The 17,279-nt window shown below is 41.6% G+C and carries 15 protein-coding genes; 2 read left to right on the top strand and 13 right to left on the bottom strand.

All coding sequences use genetic code 11. The annotated features are described in order from the left end of the window. Nucleotides 1-157 precede the first annotated feature (157 nt). Nucleotides 158-790: a peptide deformylase gene (gene def / locus D8877_RS03935; RefSeq protein ID WP_125352496.1), complete on the top strand. Its 633-nt coding sequence runs from the start codon at nt 158-160 to the stop codon at nt 788-790. Nucleotides 791-851: 61 nt separating this feature from the next. Here def and D8877_RS03930 read toward each other — a convergent pair whose 3' ends face one another. The 11 genes from D8877_RS03930 to D8877_RS03890 form a co-directional block, all read right to left on the bottom strand. Then, entirely contained in the window at nt 852-1,082 is a 231-nt protein-coding gene (locus tag D8877_RS03930) for a GlsB/YeaQ/YmgE family stress response membrane protein (protein ID WP_002908679.1), read from the bottom strand. A 94-nt stretch (nt 1,083-1,176) separates the two neighbouring features. After that, complete coding sequence (locus D8877_RS03925; RefSeq protein ID WP_125352494.1) at nt 1,177-2,418, bottom strand: aminopeptidase; 1,242 nt, start codon at nt 2,416-2,418, stop codon at nt 1,177-1,179. A 49-nt stretch (nt 2,419-2,467) separates the two neighbouring features. Beyond that, the gene (locus tag D8877_RS12400; RefSeq protein ID WP_260468651.1) at nt 2,468-2,593 is read right to left on the bottom strand and encodes a hypothetical protein; all 126 of its coding nucleotides are present in this window, start codon (nt 2,591-2,593) and stop codon (nt 2,468-2,470) included. Nucleotides 2,594-2,673: 80 nt separating this feature from the next. Then, on the bottom strand, nt 2,674-2,952 hold the full coding sequence (locus D8877_RS03920; RefSeq protein WP_002902247.1) for a type II toxin-antitoxin system YafQ family toxin: 279 nt from the start codon (nt 2,950-2,952) through the stop codon (nt 2,674-2,676). After that, entirely contained in the window at nt 2,945-3,208 is a 264-nt protein-coding gene (locus D8877_RS03915; protein WP_125342167.1) for a type II toxin-antitoxin system RelB/DinJ family antitoxin, read from the bottom strand. The genes D8877_RS03920 and D8877_RS03915 overlap by 8 nt, the downstream gene beginning before the upstream one ends. A 108-nt stretch (nt 3,209-3,316) precedes the next feature. Next, nucleotides 3,317-5,185 carry a DUF262 domain-containing protein gene (locus D8877_RS03910; RefSeq protein WP_125340336.1) on the bottom strand — a complete coding sequence of 623 codons (1,869 nt, stop codon included), beginning with the start codon at nt 5,183-5,185 and terminating at the stop codon, nt 3,317-3,319. Next, nucleotides 5,179-6,522: a DUF262 domain-containing protein gene (locus D8877_RS03905; RefSeq protein WP_125352492.1), complete on the bottom strand. Its 1,344-nt coding sequence runs from the start codon at nt 6,520-6,522 to the stop codon at nt 5,179-5,181. The genes D8877_RS03910 and D8877_RS03905 overlap by 7 nt, the downstream gene beginning before the upstream one ends. Nucleotides 6,523-6,562: 40 nt before the next feature. Next, complete coding sequence (locus tag D8877_RS12395; RefSeq protein ID WP_260468650.1) at nt 6,563-6,685, bottom strand: hypothetical protein; 123 nt, start codon at nt 6,683-6,685, stop codon at nt 6,563-6,565. A gap of 86 nt (nt 6,686-6,771) precedes the next feature. Beyond that, the gene (locus D8877_RS03900) at nt 6,772-7,719 is read right to left on the bottom strand and encodes a helix-turn-helix transcriptional regulator (protein ID WP_125340334.1); all 948 of its coding nucleotides are present in this window, start codon (nt 7,717-7,719) and stop codon (nt 6,772-6,774) included. A gap of 37 nt (nt 7,720-7,756) precedes the next feature. Further along, nucleotides 7,757-8,479, bottom strand: coding sequence for an AAA family ATPase (locus D8877_RS12565; protein WP_446677722.1), 723 nt, complete (start codon nt 8,477-8,479; stop codon nt 7,757-7,759). Between the two features lie 1,262 nt (nt 8,480-9,741). Continuing rightward, entirely contained in the window at nt 9,742-14,130 is a 4,389-nt protein-coding gene (locus D8877_RS03890; protein WP_125352488.1) for a PolC-type DNA polymerase III, read from the bottom strand. Nucleotides 14,131-14,297: 167 nt separating this feature from the next. Between D8877_RS03890 and D8877_RS03885 the strand changes: the two genes are divergently transcribed. Then, nucleotides 14,298-14,840: a DUF1307 domain-containing protein gene (locus D8877_RS03885; RefSeq protein WP_125337643.1), complete on the top strand. Its 543-nt coding sequence runs from the start codon at nt 14,298-14,300 to the stop codon at nt 14,838-14,840. A gap of 56 nt (nt 14,841-14,896) precedes the next feature. Here D8877_RS03885 and D8877_RS03880 read toward each other — a convergent pair whose 3' ends face one another. Together D8877_RS03880 and D8877_RS03875 are read right to left on the bottom strand one after the other, a co-directional pair. Beyond that, a complete protein-coding gene (locus D8877_RS03880) occupies nt 14,897-15,277 on the bottom strand; it encodes a PH domain-containing protein (RefSeq protein ID WP_125337694.1) in 381 nt (126 codons plus the stop codon). A gap of 90 nt (nt 15,278-15,367) precedes the next feature. After that, the gene (locus D8877_RS03875; protein WP_125352486.1) at nt 15,368-17,218 is read right to left on the bottom strand and encodes a proline--tRNA ligase; all 1,851 of its coding nucleotides are present in this window, start codon (nt 17,216-17,218) and stop codon (nt 15,368-15,370) included. Between the last annotated feature and the right edge of the window lie 61 nt (nt 17,219-17,279).

Genomic DNA, 17,279 nt, shown 5'->3' with positions numbered 1-17,279 from the left:
ACAGTTTTTTGGGTCAAGAAGCAATTTCTTTGTCAGGAATATTATGGGTCCCTGTGGCTCCATCAAAAAGCAGACACCCCCAGCCAGTCAAAACCGCTCCCGCCTTTATTTCTTACAGGTTTTATGTTATGATGAAGGATAGAAAAAGGAGAGAATCATGTCTGTGAGTGAAAAAACATCTGTTATTGAACGATTAACCAAACCAGCCCATTTAATTGATATGAAGGACATTATCCGCGAGGGCAATCCGACCCTGCGCGCTACCGCTGAGGAAGTCAGCTTCCCTCTATCAGACCAGGAAATCATTCTGGGCGAGAAGATGATGCAATTTCTCAAGCATTCCCAGGATCCAGTCATGGCAGAAAAAATGGGCTTGCGCGGTGGTGTTGGCCTTGCTGCTCCCCAGCTGGATATTTCCAAACGGCTCATCGCTGTTTTAGTTCCCAACCCTGAGGACGAAGAGGGCAATCCGCCTAAGGAAGCTTATAGCCTGCAAACTTTGATGTACAATCCTAAGATTGTGGCCCATTCCGTTCAGGATGCCGCCTTGGCTGATGGTGAAGGCTGCCTGTCAGTCGATCGAGAAGTACCGGGCTACGTGGTTCGTCATGCGCGAGTGACAGTGGATTACTTTGACAAGGACGGTCAAAAGCATCGTATCAAGCTCAAGGGCTATAACGCCATTGTTGTTCAGCATGAAATCGACCATATCAACGGCATCATGTTCTACGACCGCATCAATGAAAAAGACCCATTTGCAGTCAAAGACGGTATGTTGGTGATTGAGTAAATAACTTGCATATCATTATCAAAAATACCTAGATAGAAACTATCTAGGTATTTTTTCTATTCTAACTATCCCGTCTCCAGAAAATAGCCAAGAGGATAACTGCTCCTAGCACTGATGGAACAACAGCTGTATCAGCAAGCATTGGTCCCCAATGGCCAAAGAGAAATTGACCTATCAAGGAACCAAACCAGCCCAAGAGGATCTTTCCGATACAGCCCATGCGCTCCCCACGGCTGGTAATAGCCCCGGCGATAAGACCGATGATAAAACCGACAAACATACTACCAATCATATATTCCCCTTCTTTCTATATTTCTAGCAAGGCTTCTCAAGAAGCAAGTGGAAGCTGTCATTATGGAATGCGCCATTTAGGGCAGCTCGAAATCTTAGATTGCCCAGTCTCCATTGCGGAAGATTGGCACACGGCTGCCGTCTTCTCGGATGCCGTCAATATCCATCTGGTTAGAGCCAATCATAAAGTCCACATGGACATCCGATCTGTTGAGACCCGCTGCTTCCAGCTCTTCTTCGGAGAAATTCTCTCCGCCGACCACACTGGTCGCATAGGCTGCACCGATAGCCAAGTGGTTAGAAGCATTTTCATCAAAGAGAGTATTGAAGAAGGTAATGCCTGATTGGGAAATCGGACTTGGATCTGGTACCAAGGCACACTCACCTAAAGCACGCGCACCAGCATTTTCAAAGACAAGATCCTTCATAACCTGGTCTCCCTTTTCAGCAGTAATGTCCACAATCTGGCCATCCTTGAAGGTCACCTTGATGCCTTCGATGATGTTGCCATTGTAGCTAAGGGGCTTAGTGCTGGTCACATAACCATCGGCCCGACGGAAGTCTGGTGCTGTAAAGACCTCCTCTGTCGGCATATTGGCAATAAAATATTCACCCTGAGCATTGAGACTGCCAGCTGACTCCCAGTGATGGTTCTTAGGCAAACCTAGTGTCAGGTCTGTTCCAGGAGCTGTGTAGTGGAGAGCAGAAAATTGCTCTTCATTCAAAACTTTAGCCTTTGAGCTGAGTTTTTCTTCATGCGCCTGCCAAGCGGCTACTGGATCATCTTCATAGACACGGCAGGTTTTGAAAATCTGATCCCAAAGCAAGTCTACTGCTTCCTCATCGCTGGCTGCATTTGGAAAAACCTTCTTAGCCCACTCTGTACCAGCTGCTGCAGCGACTGTCCAGCTGACTTTATTGGATTGGGTTGCGATTCGCATTGGCTTCATGGCTATGCCCATAGCCTTAGCAGAAGCCGATAATTTCTCAGCATCCACGCCATTTAAAGCTCCTGGGTCAGATGAACGAACACCCAAGCGACTGGCTTTCTTTTCGAGGAGATAGTTCATCTCAGCAATCCTGTATTCTGGAACATTGTCCAAGCGCTCCATCGGTGCATGGAGGAATTTCTCTCGCGTACTCAAATCATCCGCCCACTGGACGATGACTTCGTGCGCACCCAGAGCATAGGCCTCCTTGACAATCAAGTGAGCCAGCTCACGCTGCTCCACATCAATATTGAGCGCCACTGTGTGGCCCGGCTGCACATTGATACCATTGGCAACCAATAGTTTAGCGTATTTTTCTAAGTTTTCTTTAAAATTTGGCAGAACCATTCTGCTTCTCCTTTTCTTTTGTTATTTCTCTTTAAATAAGGACAGCAGGCTAAACCGCTGCTACTGTGCCGCAAATCAAAGCGGTCATTTTCAAAATCGTATCTGGATCAAGATCCAGCTGGTAATCAAACACTTTTTGCGCTGGCTTATCCTGAGCGGAAATGGTAAGTTTCATGAGAGAGTCCTTTCTAAAACATAATTCTAAGGTATAAATTTCTAATCGTGCTGGCGTCTTCAGAATCCTCAATTAATAGATTAAAACAAATCACTATGACTGCCTGTCCTAAGCAAGTTTAAAATCAATTCTTCCTTGTCTACTTTATAGACCAGGAGCCAATCCGGCTGGATATGGCATTCACGCACTCCTTTAAAGTGCTTGGATGCTGTCAATTGATGATCTCGATACTTGGCAGGAAGTTCCTTTTCCTGAATCAAAAACTCCAATACTTCTTCTAACAAGTTTGCCTTAAGTCCACGCTTCATAGCCAACTTAAAATCTTTTTTAAACTGTTTATGATAACGAATCTTAAGCACGCAAATCCTCCATCAAGTCTGAAACACTCCCAAAAGACTGACTCATATTGCGATTTTGATCTAAATCCGCCAATACTTCCACTAGCTTCCGACTCTCATCCAGTCTAACATCAAAGGGCAGCCCTCGGTATTGAATAGCCTGACGAAGAAAAATATTGATAGCCGTTGTCATATCCATTCCCAAGCTGTTGAAGACCTGCTGAGCCTGCTCCTTGACCTCACTGTCCAAGCGGATGCTCATACTAGTCTTTGACATACTCTCACCTTCTTTCTATAGACTATTTTAACAAAAAAGAAAGCCATTGTAAATCTATTAGATATACAAAGGCTTCTTAAATTCTCTATTTACGCTAAATCTGATAACTTACTTTTTACTTCCTATAAATTCGTTAACCATAGGTAAAATCTCTTTTTCCAGTCCTTTTATCTGATCCGCTTCCCAGCCATAATCCTTTTGTTTTGTTATTTCTGCCATCATCTGTAATTTTAAACTCTGACGATAGAATATACCTTCTTTTTCCCATTGTTTTAATTTAGCTTCCGGATAGGAATTACCAAACTTAGAATTCTGACTATCTGTAATGATACAAAGATTGCCAAAGGAATGTAAAAATTCAGCAGGTAATTGGCTTTCTCCATCATGCCCATTTGGATTCTGAGGGAACCAATGCTCTATGGAACGACGATATGCAAATTTGAAATTATCAAATTTAATATCCTTATACTCTTTCTCTAATTCGGCACGATTTTTCCATAAAACATAATCCACAAAGTTAAATGCATAAACAGGAATATCCCCGTATTTCTTTATACTTCCATCCTCAGCAAACAATCTTTCTTCAGCATATCTCCCTGCCATACCTTCAAGAAACTCCTTAAACCGAGCACCAAATTCTTGATCATTTAGCTCTTCAATATGTTTGTAGAGAAATTGTAAGATCTCATATAACCAACGACTATCTCGATTGGCAGTGAAGGTGACTGCAAACATGGATTGGAGGAGGATAATGTTTTTGTTTAAATTGTCAAAAGTATTTTTTTGAAAATTAATTCGAACATATTTCCATCCTCCATTTTCATTTCGTTGATATGTCTCATACTGACCTCGTTTGATTTGCCAATCGGTTTCATTTTCTAATTGAACATTTTTTACGATAAGCGTATCAAATACATGCTTCATAGTCAGAAGTAGTTGCCCAAATTGTTGGACCCATTCTCTATCTCGTCGTTCAATTTCAAAAATTTTCAATAATTTTTTATCATCAAATGTAGTTTCATTACTTCCTTCCATGATGAAAAACACTTGAAGCAAAAACGTTGGAAAATCAATTACAGTTGTATAGTTTGAAATATCTGACTCTTTACTTACTGCTCTCCCCCTCTCAGATTTGTCCCCAGAAATAGCCTCTAGTAAACTTTTTGTCTCTAACTTATCAACTCCTATCTTATCAAATACTTCTTGCAATTTGAAATTAGCATATTCTCTCCCAAAAATTTTCTCCCCCTCTTCATCAGGATTATTTGGTCTACTTCGAATTTGAAAAGCTTTTAATACTGGCTTATCAAACTCTGCGCAGGCATCCCAGATTCTTGCGAATTTTTGCGCCATTTCTTGATCTTCACCAAACTTAGCCATCATTTGCGCCTTAAGAATTTCATGGGCCTCTAGTTGTTCTCCTCGAGAGTTAAATCGTTCGAAATAGAGATTCAAATCTAAATCATTAGGAAGAATACTACGAAAAATAATGACTTTATCAAAAAGATAATTAAAGAAAGATTTAGATTCAAATTGGCGCTCCTCTAGCACTTTTTTCAATGCGTCATGAGCATGTCGGTAACCTCTAGTGAGTTCATTTTCATCGTCTTCAGAAATTTTTTGCTTGGTAAATAGCTTTTGAATGTTCTCATTTGACTTCTTCCTAGCTGGGAAAGTAAGATTGACAGCTTTCAATCTATCAAAACCAAACTCATGTTTCAAAGCCAAGGCAATCAAATTAAGGGCTGTTGTCCGCTGTTGCCCATCTATGATTTTGAAAAGACCATTCTCTTCATTAACGACTAATGTTCCAATATAGTAATTTTCTCTTTGTTCTTGAAAAGCATCTGCTACATCGTTCAATAATTGCTCAATTTCATCATAAGTCCAAGCAAAATTTCTCTGGTAAAGAGGAATAGCATAGCTATCTTCATTTAACAAACGACTAACTGATAAGCTTATATGTGTTTCTACCATTTCTCTTTTTCCTCCTCTATAATCTGCTCCACTGTATAATTTTCAAATAATTCTCTATCTATCTTGACCATGAAATCATTTGGAGTTACAGCATGGGCTAAAAGTTGGAATAGTTTTTGAACCTCTTTTTGTCTGAAACTTCCTCCAGCAGCATATTTTCCTACCGTTGCATCATATATCGCTCGAGATTTAACACGGGGGTAGTAAGCCCAAATAAACAAAGTCTCTACTATTTCCTTTGATAGCTCNTCTTCTCCAAATCTTTCTGCGAAAAACGAACAAATATTTAGGAACATATTGTGGCACTTGAGATAGCGTCCCTTTGAGCTATTGTAAATTTTCAACATACCTTCTGGGTAAGTTAAATTTTTTTCTTCCCTTTCAGCTTCATCAGAAAATCCTAACTTTTCATTTAAAAACTTTTTATGAGTTTTAATCGTTTTATGGGCAGATTCAATATACTCAAAAAATTCACTTCCATCAATGATAGGCATGGTAATTGACATAGGGAACTTTTCAACATGACGATACAATTCTAGGTATGGAAAGTTCTGATTTAAATCAACACCTTTAAAATCATCGATGAAATCCTCTGTAAAACGCAGATAAGAACCATAACGCTTGTTTGTGAGTCCTGTCTCTCCCCGAGACCAGCGTCTCATACGAAAAAGATGTTTATCAAACAACTCTTTGAGGCTTAAATCTTTATCCTCCACAAACTGTTCCCACTTTTCAACAATCTTTTCATCTTCTGAATCTTGCTTACGAAGATGATAAGCTTTGAGTAAATCGTGAGGTTCTAGCGATTTCCCACGATTATTTTGAGAATCAAACAGCTGAAAGGCCTCTGATAATCGTTCCTGTGGCATAGTAATCACCGAGACAGAACAATTTTCAAGTAGAAAACCACACACCTGTTCAGCTTCTTTCACGCCTACAAGTTGGATTAAATTCTTCCATTCATTAAAATTTTCGTAAGCATTATAGCAAGACAGTTCTCCAAAGTCAGCTTCAAGTAAATTTTTTGCTCCTTTAAATTCTTTATCTCTACCTAAAGCATAAAGAAATAGCGAAATGGAAACCAATCGTTGCTGGCCATCTACAATATCTAAGTCTACAATATCTAAGTATCCATCATTTTCATGTAAGATAACGGAACCAATCTGATATTCCTTTTTCTCCATAGCATCTCGTAAATCATAAAAAAGATTACGAATATGCTTTCTATTCCATTTATAAGGTCTTTGATAACTTGGTATTGTTAGCCTATCCCATTTCAATATTTCTGATACTTTTTTACTTTCAAACCCTATTTCTTTTTCATTGGTATTCATCATTATCTCCTAAAAATCTTATCAGCATAGAATCTTGGGTCCATTAATGCTTTGGAATAATAGTAGCATTAGGAATTGCTTTTGCAACGTTTTCTGCTGCTATTTTATCAAAAAATGGTCCTGCGATTTGATTGCCAAACCTATCAAATACAATCCATTCAATCATTTTTGTTTCCTTTATTTCTTAATATATAAATTCTACACCTTTCGGTGGACATTTTATGTCCACTCAAGTTCAAGTATCGAAAATATTTATTGATAGTAACTTAAAATTTCTTTCATCGTTTTCTGAATATCATCAACCAAAGACTGTGGCGACAAAATTCTAACTGCTTCTCCTTGACTGAGCAGCCAACGTTTAAGACCAGGTGTATATTGACTCTCAAACTTAAACCTCGTCCATTCTTCGTCAGCTGATAAGAGCTGTGCATTAGGAAATTGGTCTAAAACGATGGTCGGATCATAACGGAATCCCAATTCAACTGTAATCTTTATTCCTAAAAAAGCGTCTACTCGCTGATTGCGAATATCTCCATCTCTAAATTTTCTCCCATAGGAAATAGGAGGTTTAGATTCCTTTGTGGACTTCCAAGTCAGGATTCTGTCCAAACGCAAGGTCATGTAATGCTCATTCTTAAGATTGTAAGCTACAATGTAGAAATAATGAATATCATAATACAGCGAAGCTGGAAAAATTAAATGTTCTTTTTTATCTTGATAGGGACTCTTGTAGACAATTTCTAGCACCTTCTCCTTGCGAATCATCTCTGACCATTCCCAAAGCTTTTGAATACGATTTTGCTCGTCTGTAATTGGGGCATAGTTCAGTCTTTCGCTGTTGATAATCATTTCTATTTCTTTTTGTTCCTCTTTTGAAACAAGCCTCAACAAACTTTTTAACAAGTCCTCATTTTCTACTTTATTTAAGGCTCTATTTTCTAATAAAATCTTAGAAATTATTAAAATATCTTTTTTATTAAAAAGTGATTTTCCTTTTAAATATCTTGTATGATGTTTTGAATCATATGCCAACTCAGCTGCTATCACGGGCTGAGTCATTAAAAAATCACCTAATAAAGAGAAATCTCTCTGAATCGTTTTTGCACTAACCTCAAACTCATCACTTAATTGATTTTTTGATAGACGAGCTCCTGCTTGCAGACGTAACAAAATGGATAAAATACGTTCTTGATCGTTCATAAAACCTCCCCTTTCCCTATATTATAACATGAACATTCTATATATCTGCCCTGAACCCTATTATTTTTGAGTTATTTTCTTTTTTCTCTAAATCGTGTATTGCTTTTTCAAAATCTATGTAAGACAAATAGCTCAACTCTGCATCAGTTAGATTTGATACTATCTCTTCTTTCATCAGTCGCTCCGCCTGAATATATAAAACTAACTCAAATAGTTTTCTGACATAACGAGCATTACCAAAACTTTCTGAGCAAAGACATTTTTCAAAATGAGTCAGGAGGATAGTTTTGCATTTCTTATCCACTATATAACCTTGTTGATCAGCCATTAGAGTCAGTATGTCATACAGTTCATACTTGTTATAATTTTCAAAATGAATTTTTCTACTAATTCTAGAAGCTAAACCTGGATTGGTGTTTAAAAATTCCTCCATCATTTCTGTATAACCGGCGAAAATCACAATGACATCATTTCTATTATTTTCCATTTCCTGAATAATTGTAGGAATAGCTTCATTAGCAAAATCACGCTCACCTTGTGGAATTAGACTATAGGCCTCATCAATAAACAAAATACCGCCTTTTGCATTATCAAATAATCTTTTAACCTTTGGAGCTGTTTGGCCAACATATTCACCAATTAAATCTGAGCGTCCTACTTCAATCAAAACGTTTGATTTAATAATTCCATGTTCATAAAAAATTTTTGCCAACAATCTAGCAACGATTGTTTTTCCAGTACCAGATGCTCCAGAAAACATAAAGTGCATAGAAGGCCGAACAGGCGAAGAATTTATTTCAAATCTTCTTTGCGATATAGAGAAGTAATCTAGAATTCTATGAATCAGACTTTTAACAGTAGATAAACCAACCAAACGGTCTAGCTCCTTCAAAGTATCAGAATTTGTAGCTAATGGATTGTTGCAACCTTTCATACAAAACAGCTCCGACGGCAAGGAAAAAGTTTGTTTTCCATTACTCAAATTACTTTCTATTAAATTATATTCAATAATCTTTTGAGCAAAATAACAACTATCGTAACTATTTGTAAGACAATTGTGATTTGAAAGCAGCTTTATTAAATCCTCTTCTAAATGAAAACCATAATCCCCTAAGCGAAATTTTATAATATTAACAAGTTCGTTATATGAGTAGGGAGGAAAATTTAATTCATAAACGACATGAAATAGTGGAAGAAATTCTCTAGATATTTCATAAGCTATACTATCTGACTCCGCCAAAAAAATATATATTCTTCCTTCCGTTGCTTCTACAATATTATTTTTTAATTCCTCTTTTTTTCTAGGATGCATAGTTAAATAGTCCTTTATTATCACTAAACGCTGTTCTGACTCAAAATTAACTGAAAACCCATCTTTCAAAATAGTCTTACACTTGACATTTAACAACCTCATCAAATATTTGATAGCAAATTTTTTACCAGTTCCTAAAGAACCTTTGAAAATTAAAAACTGATTTTCAACAAGGACCTTTTCTTTCTTCCGCCTTCTTTCCTTTTGATTATTTAAAAACATTTTTAATTTTAAAACATACTCTTGAAATTCATTTAAACCTATANTATTTAAGTCTCTGCGTTCTAAATCAGTAATAGCAAAGCCATCAGAATTTGAAAACTCTCTTTCATCTGAATGAAGAAAAAGCTGACCTATTTGAACTGAATACTTGTTCCCCACCTCCTTTAAATATTCTCTTTTACTGATAGATTTAACTTTAAAATCAGTGCGTTCTTCATCATTAAACCCCAAATTTTTTAGCTTATCAAACAAATCCTCTTTGGTATGTTCTGTTACTCCAACAACGTAAAGACATGTTTGGTTTTTGAAATAATAAAACCATTGATTCTCCTTGATAAAATCCTCATCTGCTTCTTTAATATTTTTATTCATTTTGCTAAATTCTATTTGATAAAAAAACATCTCTTCCCCCATCTACCATTCACTAAAATAAAGATAGCAAAAAAGATGGACAAATTTTGTCCATCTTTTAACTATTTTGAATTATTTTAGAAAAACTCATCAAACAAACTCAACTGGTTATCTTCAGGCATATTGCCCAGAATGCCCATGTCGTCCATTTTTTCGACTAGGGTGTTAGAGAGACCGCCGCGCTTGCGGAGCTCTGTCTTAGAGAGGAATTCGCCTTCTTCCCGAGCTCTGACCACTTGGCGGGCAACATTGTCACCCAGACCGTCCATGGCAGAGAATGGTGGGATAAGGGTATCCTCTTCGATGAGAAACTCGGTCGCATGGCTCTTGTAGAGATCCAGCTTTCCGAATTTGAAGCCCCGCTCCAGCATTTCATTGACGATTTCCAGAGTCGTATAAAGGTCAATTTCTACATTGGAGGCTTCGTTGTTCTTGCGCTTTTCAGCGATTTCGTTCATCCGGCGCTTGACGGCATCAAGTCCGCCACTCATGGTCTTGATATCAAATGCTTTAGCCCGGATGGAGAAATAAGCACAGTAGTAATAAACCGGATGATGCACCTTGAAGTAGGCCACCCGCAGGGCCATCATAACATAGGCCGCCGCATGGGCCTTAGGGAACATGTACTTGATCTTTCCACAGGACTCAATGTACCACTCCGGCACATTGTTTTCCTTCATGGCTGCGATGTAGCCGTTGCGCTCTTCTTCAGAAATCTTCAGCCAAAGGCCCTTCCGCACGCGCTCCATGATCGTAAAGGCCATCTTAGGCTCCAAGCCCTTGTGCATGAGGTAAACCATGATGTCGTCCCGACAACCAATAACGGTAGACAGGTCAGCAATCCCTTGCTTGATTAAGTCCTGAGCATTGCCCAGCCAAACGTCCGTACCATGAGAGAGACCAGATAGCTGTAAGAGCTCGGCAAAAGTTGTCGGATGGGTCTCATCAACCATTCCCCGTACAAAATTGGTCCCAAACTCCGGAATTCCCAGCATACCAGTCGGCGTGCCAATTTGCTCCTGAGTCACACCCAGAATATCTGTCCCAGAAAAGAGGGCCATGACGCCAGCATCATCCATAGGAATGTCATTTGGATCAATGCCAGACAAGTCCTGAAGCTTCCGAATCATGGTCGGATCATCGTGTCCCAGAACGTCTAGCTTGAGGACATTTTCATCGATATCGTGGAAGTTGAAGTGGGTGGTCTGCCACTCGGCGGTCACATCGTCAGCTGGATATTGGACCGGTGTAAAGTCATAAACATCCATGTAGTTAGGGATAACAACGATTCCGCCCGGGTGTTGTCCAGTCGTCCTCTTGACTCCGGCAGCTCCCTGCGCCAGACGCTCAACTTCGGCGTCCCGGTAGAACTTCCCATAGTCGCGCTCATAGCCTTTGACAAATCCATAGGCCGTCTTAGCCGCAACGGTACCAACGGTCCCAGCCCGAAAGGCGTATTCTGAACCAAAAATATCCCGCACGTCCAAATGGGCGCTTGGCTGATCTTCTCCCGAGAAGTTCAAGTCAATATCGGGTACCTTGTCCCCGTCAAATCCAAGGAAGGTCTCAAAAGGAATATCCTGACCGTTCTTGCTCAGCTTGTGGCCACACTCTGGACAGTCCTTATCCGGCATATCAAAGCCAGAACCATAGGAGCCGTCCGTGATGAACTCGCTGTATTGACATTTGCCACAGACATAGTGGGGCGACAGAGGATTAACCTCGGTAATCCCAATCATGGTCGCAACAAAACTGGATCCGACTGACCCCCGTGAACCTACCAGATAGCCTCGCTCATTGGATCGTTGCACCAACATCTGCGAAGCCAGATAAATCACGGCAAAACCATTCCCCAAGATAGAGGTTAACTCTTTTTCAATCCGCAAGTCCACGATATCAGGCAGCGGATTGCCATAAATCTCAAAGGCCTTTTGATAGGTCAGCTCGGCAACTGTCTCCTCAGCCTTGTCAATAAAAGGCGTATAGAGGTCGCCCTTGACAACCTCTACCGGCTCAAAGGTTTCCGCCAGCTGATTCGGATTGGTGATGACCAGCTTCTTAGCCAAGTCCTCGCCTAGAAAGGCAAACTCATCCAGCATCTCATTGGTGGTCCGGAAGTGAGCCTTAGGAAGCGGAGCTGGCTGGGCATTTTCACCGTGACCAATGGTTCGGTTAATCATGGCTCCCTGACCTAGACTCCGTACGATAATCTCACGATAGATTTCTTCTTCCGGCTCGATATAGTGGACGTTCCCTGTCGCAAGGACAGGCTTGCCCAAGCGATCTCCGACCTCAATCAGATTGCGAATAATGGTCTGCAGTTCTTCCTGGTCCTTGATTTGCTCCTTGGCAATCAGTGGCTCATAGATAGCCGGTGGCATGACCTCAATAAAGTCATAATACTTGGCTACTTCGACAGCCGCATCCACCCCCTGAGAGACAACGGCGTCATAGACTTCGCCTTCTGAGCAGGCTGAGCCCAGAATCAGGCCTTCACGATGGGTATCCAGCACGGTCCGTGGAATCCGCGGGACGCCTTCAAAATACTTGGTATTAGACAGACTGACTAGTTTGAAAATATTCTTGAGTCCCGTCTGATTTTTCACATAAATAGTCGCATGCTTGACCCGAGCCTTCTTGTAAGAATTCTCATCGACCAGATCCGTATTCAAATCCTTGAGATTTGTCACACCATGCTTTTCAGCTACATCCTTGATAAAGATAAAGAGGAGGCGGCCCGTCGCTTCCGCGTCATAGTTGGCCATGTGGTGGTGCTCCAGAGCAATCTGGAAACGCTTGGTCAAAGGCCCCAGACCATGACGCTTGTACTCTGGATAGAGGTTGCGGGCAAATTCCAGCGTGTCAATGACAGGCTGGGTAATTTGGGGCAGGCCATGACGCTCATAATTGACATTCATAAAGCCCACGTCAAAGGTAGCATTATGGGCAACGAGGACACTGTCCTGACAAAATTCCTGAAATTCTTTCAGCACCTGCTCTAGCGGCTTTGCATTGCGGACATGCTCATCCGTAATCCCAGTCAGATCCGTCGTAAAGGTCGACAGAGGATGCCCAGGATTGATAAACTCATCAAACTCAGCGATGATATTGCCCTTGTGCATCTTGCTAGCAGCGACCTGAATCAAGTCATTGTAGACCGCTGAAAGCCCTGTTGTTTCCACGTCAAAGACTACATAGGTCGCATCGCTCAGCTCCATGTCTACTTCATTGTAGACGATGGGCACCCGGTCTTCTACAATATTGGCCTCCATACCGTAAATCAGCTGAATACCAGCTTTCTTAGCAGCCTTGTAGCCGTGGGGAAAGCTCTGCACATTGCCATGGTCGGTAATGGCGACAGCCTTGTGGCCCCACTTGGCGGCCGTTGCCACGATTTCCTCCACCTCAGGCAGGGCATCCATAGTAGACATATTGGTATGGGCGTGAAACTCAACCCGCTTCTGGCCCTCAGGCATCAGATCCTTGCGCTCATAGTGGGTAACGGCCTGCACATCCTGCACATTCATCGTCAGGTCGCGGGTGAAATTGTTCATCTCCACATTTCCCCGCACGCGCAGCCAGGCGCCTTTCTTAATCATGTCAAACTTCTTGGCTTCCTCTTCGTTTTTCATCCATTTCTGCAAGGAGAAGCTGGAAGTGTAGTCTGTCATCTTGAAATTGAGCAAGACCCGGCCAGTCCGAGTGACCTTCTGCTCCAAATCAAAGACCATTCCCTCAAAGGCCAGACGATTCTCCTCAGTCTGAACTTCAATCATAGGGGTAATCTCTGCCTTGTCCAGCTTTGGTTTAGCCGCAGCCTTGCGAGCTTGGAAGTCATAGGCTGGCTTTTCCTCTGGCGGCGGTGCCATCTGCTGCAGGGATTCCATGGCTTTGAGCGCTTCTTCATTGGCCGCCTGAACAATCTTGTCATTCTCTGCCTGGAAATTCTCCGCTTGCTGCTGGGTCAGCTCATCGCTGTGCTGAACCTTACAGGTCAGCTGAGGAAAGCCGTACTTGACAAGCTGCTGGCTGAGGTTGGGCAGATGATTCTTGCGAAAATGCTCCGTGTCAATGGTCGAAGCCCCCTCAATCAGCAGCTTGTCTCCATCCAAATGAACCTGTAAATCCTGATACAGACTTTTAAAGCCATGACTGGCACATGGACCTTCCTCAAAGGCCAGCTGGTAATAAGCCTGCAAGAGCTCATCCGACACCTGGGGAGCCTGACAGTGAATTTCAAAAATGGCCTGATTTCCCGTCTTAGAAAACTCTTGAGCTAAGCGCTTCTGCAATTCCCGAAAAATCTCAATGGGCAGAATATTCGCAAAAGAAAAATGAAACTCCCAGACCCGACTGACCTTGTGGACCAGAACCTTCTCAATTTCTGCATTCAAAAAGGCCTCTGAATTTCTCATTTCCAGTGGCATATCCAGCTGATGCATTAAAATTTCAAACTTGTTTGACATGACATTTCCTCGTACAGTAGTGACCCTATTTTACCATAAATTAGCACTTTTTTCGACAGAAAAAGAGTAGGACAAAGCACGAGTCCCAACACAATTATCAAATCGTTTTTCATGGTGCTAAGTTATGATATAATAGAAAAAACATTTATCAAAAAGGAGTCTTAATTGTGAAGAAAATTCTCTTAGCTAGTGCTTGTCTGCTGACCCTGACTGCCTGCAGCATGCCTAATCAAGATAAGCAAGAAAACAAGCCCAAGCAAAATCAAAGTCAAAACAAAGCCAAAGAAGAAAAGGTGAAGACGAAAACTTTTTCTAATAAAATCGATGAGTATTATACTAATTCAGTCAAGCTTTTCTATACCAAGGACAAGATCCTATCTTTTCAGCTAATTTCCAGCCAAGCTATCCCTGAAGATAATCAAAAAATGAGCGTCGAAGAACTAACAAAAATCTATAGAGAAGATCTTAAGAAAAGTCCCATGATTGAAAACCAAGAAAAGCTAAAAGGACTTGAAATTCACGTTGAGATTTCCGAAGACAAGAAAAAAGCTATAGCCATTTTTGACTTTGACCTCAGCAAAATAGATCAAGAACAACTGATTCAGTCAGCAGATGACTCTGAAAGTAGTCAAACTTTTTTCAGGAAACTTCAAGATAAACCAGATGTTGTCTTTGATTTTTTGAAGGGGCAAGGACTTAAAGAAGAATAAAAAAAGCTCTCTGAGTGATTTAACTTTACAGTTAATACTCAGAAGGCTTTTTCTGTCTATCTTAACACCGCTTCTGCCAAAGCCTTTTGAATGGCTATGACGCTGCGATCGCTGGTAAATTGCAGGACTTCTGCTGGATCTTGAGCGCTGGAAACCCAGATTTTCAGCTCGGCATCTAAGTCGAAATGGCCGGCTGTTTCCACTGAAAAGCGACTAATTGAGCGATAAGGAAAGGACTTATAAGAAGTCTTTTTGCCAGTCATTCCCTGCTTGTCGACCAAAATTAAACGCTTATCTGTAAAGACAATCAAGTCACGAATGAGGCTAAAAGCCAGTTTCACATTCTCTGTTGTTGTCAGAATATCCTCTAATTGTCTTTCTGTTTTTTCAATATCTTTCTGAGAGGCATTGCCTAATAAACCGCTGAATAATCCCATCATTCGATCCTCCAATCTATTCTTTCCTACTATAGCATTTTCAAGACTAATAAGCAAAAGAAAACTGCCAGACAAAACTGGCAGTTTGTTTTATTTTGTCAAAATTGACAAGGTTTCTAGCAAATTATCAGCGTGGACTTCAATGGTATCGCCAGTAGCCTTAATCTTGACTTCGACAATGCCTTCTGCAGCTTTCTTACCAACTGTCACACGGATTGGGAGACCAATCAAATCGCTGTCGCTGAACTTAACACCAGCGCGCTCATTGCGATCATCCACCAAGACCTCATAACCAGCACTTAGCAAGTTAGCCTCGATTTGGTCAGTTAGAGCCAAGGCTTCCTCGTCCTTGACATTTACCGGAATCAAGTGCACATCAAATGGTGCCAGCTCTTTCGGGAAGTTGATGCCCCAAGCATAGCGGAATTCACCCTTAGGAGTTTTATTGACAAAGAGACGGGCATGCTGCTCCATAACAGCGGACAGGAGACGGCTGACACCGATACCGTAACAACCCATAATCATCGGTACTGCTCGGCCATTTTCGTCCAAAACATTAGCGTTCATGCTGTCAGAGTAGCGAGTTCCCAGCTTGAAGATGTGTCCAATCTCAATCCCACGAGCAAACTTGAGGATACCTTGACCATCCGGTGAAATTTCACCTTCACGAACTTCACGGATATCCACATACTCAGCGGTAAAGTCACGGCCTGGATTGACACCAGTCAGATGGTAACCATCTTCATTAGCGCCAACCACAGCGTTAGCTAGGTCTTGCACCTTGCGGTCAGCGATGATTCTCACGCCTTCTGGCAGATTGACTGGCCCTAGTGAGCCAAAACCTGCTCCTAGGAGCTGACGGACTTCATCTTCACTAGCTACGTCAAAGAAATCCGCTGCCAAATGATTTTTCAGCTTGACTTCATTAAGCTGGTCATTGCCGACCAAAAGTGCTACGACAGGAGCTTCGTCAGCCATGTAAACCAAGGTCTTGATTGTCTGGCTTTCATCCAGCCCAAGGAAGGCAGCAACTTCGTCAATAGTCTTGCAGTCAGGCGTTGAAACGCGGGCTACTTCTTCCTCAGTCACGACACGTCCTGCAGGCTTGTATTCATCTGTCGCCATTTCAAGGTTGGCAGCATAGCTGGACTCACTGGAGTAGGCAATGGTATCCTCACCAGATACCATCCAGCTGGTCAATTCTGTCCGAATAGCTTCCTGAACATCCTCAGGAATTTCATCAAAGCTGGCTACAGACTTGTCCAAGACAACCCAGCGGTTCAAATCCGTCCGGTCTGGCGTAATGGCCATGAATTCCTGACTGTCCTTGCCCCCCATAGCGCCACCATCACCGATAATGGCTTTGAAATCCAGCTCGCTGCGGGTAAAGATTTTCTCATAGGCAGACTTGTATTCATCATAAGCTACATCCAAGCTGTCATAGTTAGCGTGGAAACTGTAGGCATCTTTCATGATAAACTCACGCGTCCGCAAGAGCCCGTTACGGGGACGTTTTTCATCGCGGTATTTAGGCTGAATCTGATAGAGATTAAGCGGCAGCTGTTTGTAGGATTTAACCGAATCACGGACGATAGCCGTAAAGGTTTCCTCATGGGTTGGCCCTAAGATAAAGTCAGATTTCTCACGATTTTTCAGTTTGTAGAGGTCTTCACCATAGGTCTCATAACGGCCAGACTCGCGCCAGAGGTCTGCACTGAGCAGGGCTGGTGCCAGCATCTCTACTGCACCAATCTTGTCAAACTCTTCTCGCATGATTTTTTTTGCTTTTTCAATCACACGATTGGCCAGCGGCAGATAAGAATAAACTCCGGCTGAAACCTGACGGACATAGCCAGCCCGTAGCATGAGAGCGTGGCTGATAACTTGAGCATCGCTAGGCATCTCACGCAGAGTTGGAATTAACATTTTACTTTGTTTCATAAAAACAAAACTCCTTGACTTTCATTGAATAATTTCTTTTTCATAGTTCTAAGAACTTTAG

Origin of the sequence: Streptococcus sanguinis (assembly GCF_003943735.1) — a bacterium.
GTDB lineage: Bacteria > Bacillota > Bacilli > Lactobacillales > Streptococcaceae > Streptococcus > Streptococcus sanguinis_E.
The sequence above is the reverse complement of the archived record's forward strand: the minus strand, read 5'-3'. Positions and strand labels throughout refer to the sequence as shown.

Bases quoted from the DNA above. Each gene is read 5' to 3' on its own strand.
- def (WP_125352496.1), top strand. From the start codon at position 158: ATGTCTGTGAGTGAAAAAACATCTGTTATTGAACGATTAACCAAACCA.
- D8877_RS03930 (WP_002908679.1), bottom strand. From the start codon at position 1,082: ATGATTGGTAGTATGTTTGTCGGTTTTATCATCGGTCTTATCGCCGGG.
- D8877_RS03925 (WP_125352494.1), bottom strand. From the start codon at position 2,418: ATGGTTCTGCCAAATTTTAAAGAAAACTTAGAAAAATACGCTAAACTA.
- D8877_RS12400 (WP_260468651.1), bottom strand. From the start codon at position 2,593: ATGAAACTTACCATTTCCGCTCAGGATAAGCCAGCGCAAAAAGTGTTT.
- D8877_RS03915 (WP_125342167.1), bottom strand. From the start codon at position 3,208: ATGTCAAAGACTAGTATGAGCATCCGCTTGGACAGTGAGGTCAAGGAG.
- D8877_RS03910 (WP_125340336.1), bottom strand. From the start codon at position 5,185: ATGGTAGAAACACATATAAGCTTATCAGTTAGTCGTTTGTTAAATGAA.
- D8877_RS12395 (WP_260468650.1), bottom strand. From the start codon at position 6,685: ATGATTGAATGGATTGTATTTGATAGGTTTGGCAATCAAATCGCAGGA.
- D8877_RS03900 (WP_125340334.1), bottom strand. From the start codon at position 7,719: ATGAACGATCAAGAACGTATTTTATCCATTTTGTTACGTCTGCAAGCA.
- D8877_RS12565 (WP_446677722.1), bottom strand. From the start codon at position 8,479: ATGTTTTCTGGAGCATCTGGTACTGGAAAAACAATCGTTGCTAGATTG.
- D8877_RS03890 (WP_125352488.1), bottom strand. From the start codon at position 14,130: ATGTCAAACAAGTTTGAAATTTTAATGCATCAGCTGGATATGCCACTG.
- D8877_RS03880 (WP_125337694.1), bottom strand. From the start codon at position 15,277: ATGGGATTATTCAGCGGTTTATTAGGCAATGCCTCTCAGAAAGATATT.
- D8877_RS03875 (WP_125352486.1), bottom strand. From the start codon at position 17,218: ATGAAACAAAGTAAAATGTTAATTCCAACTCTGCGTGAGATGCCTAGC.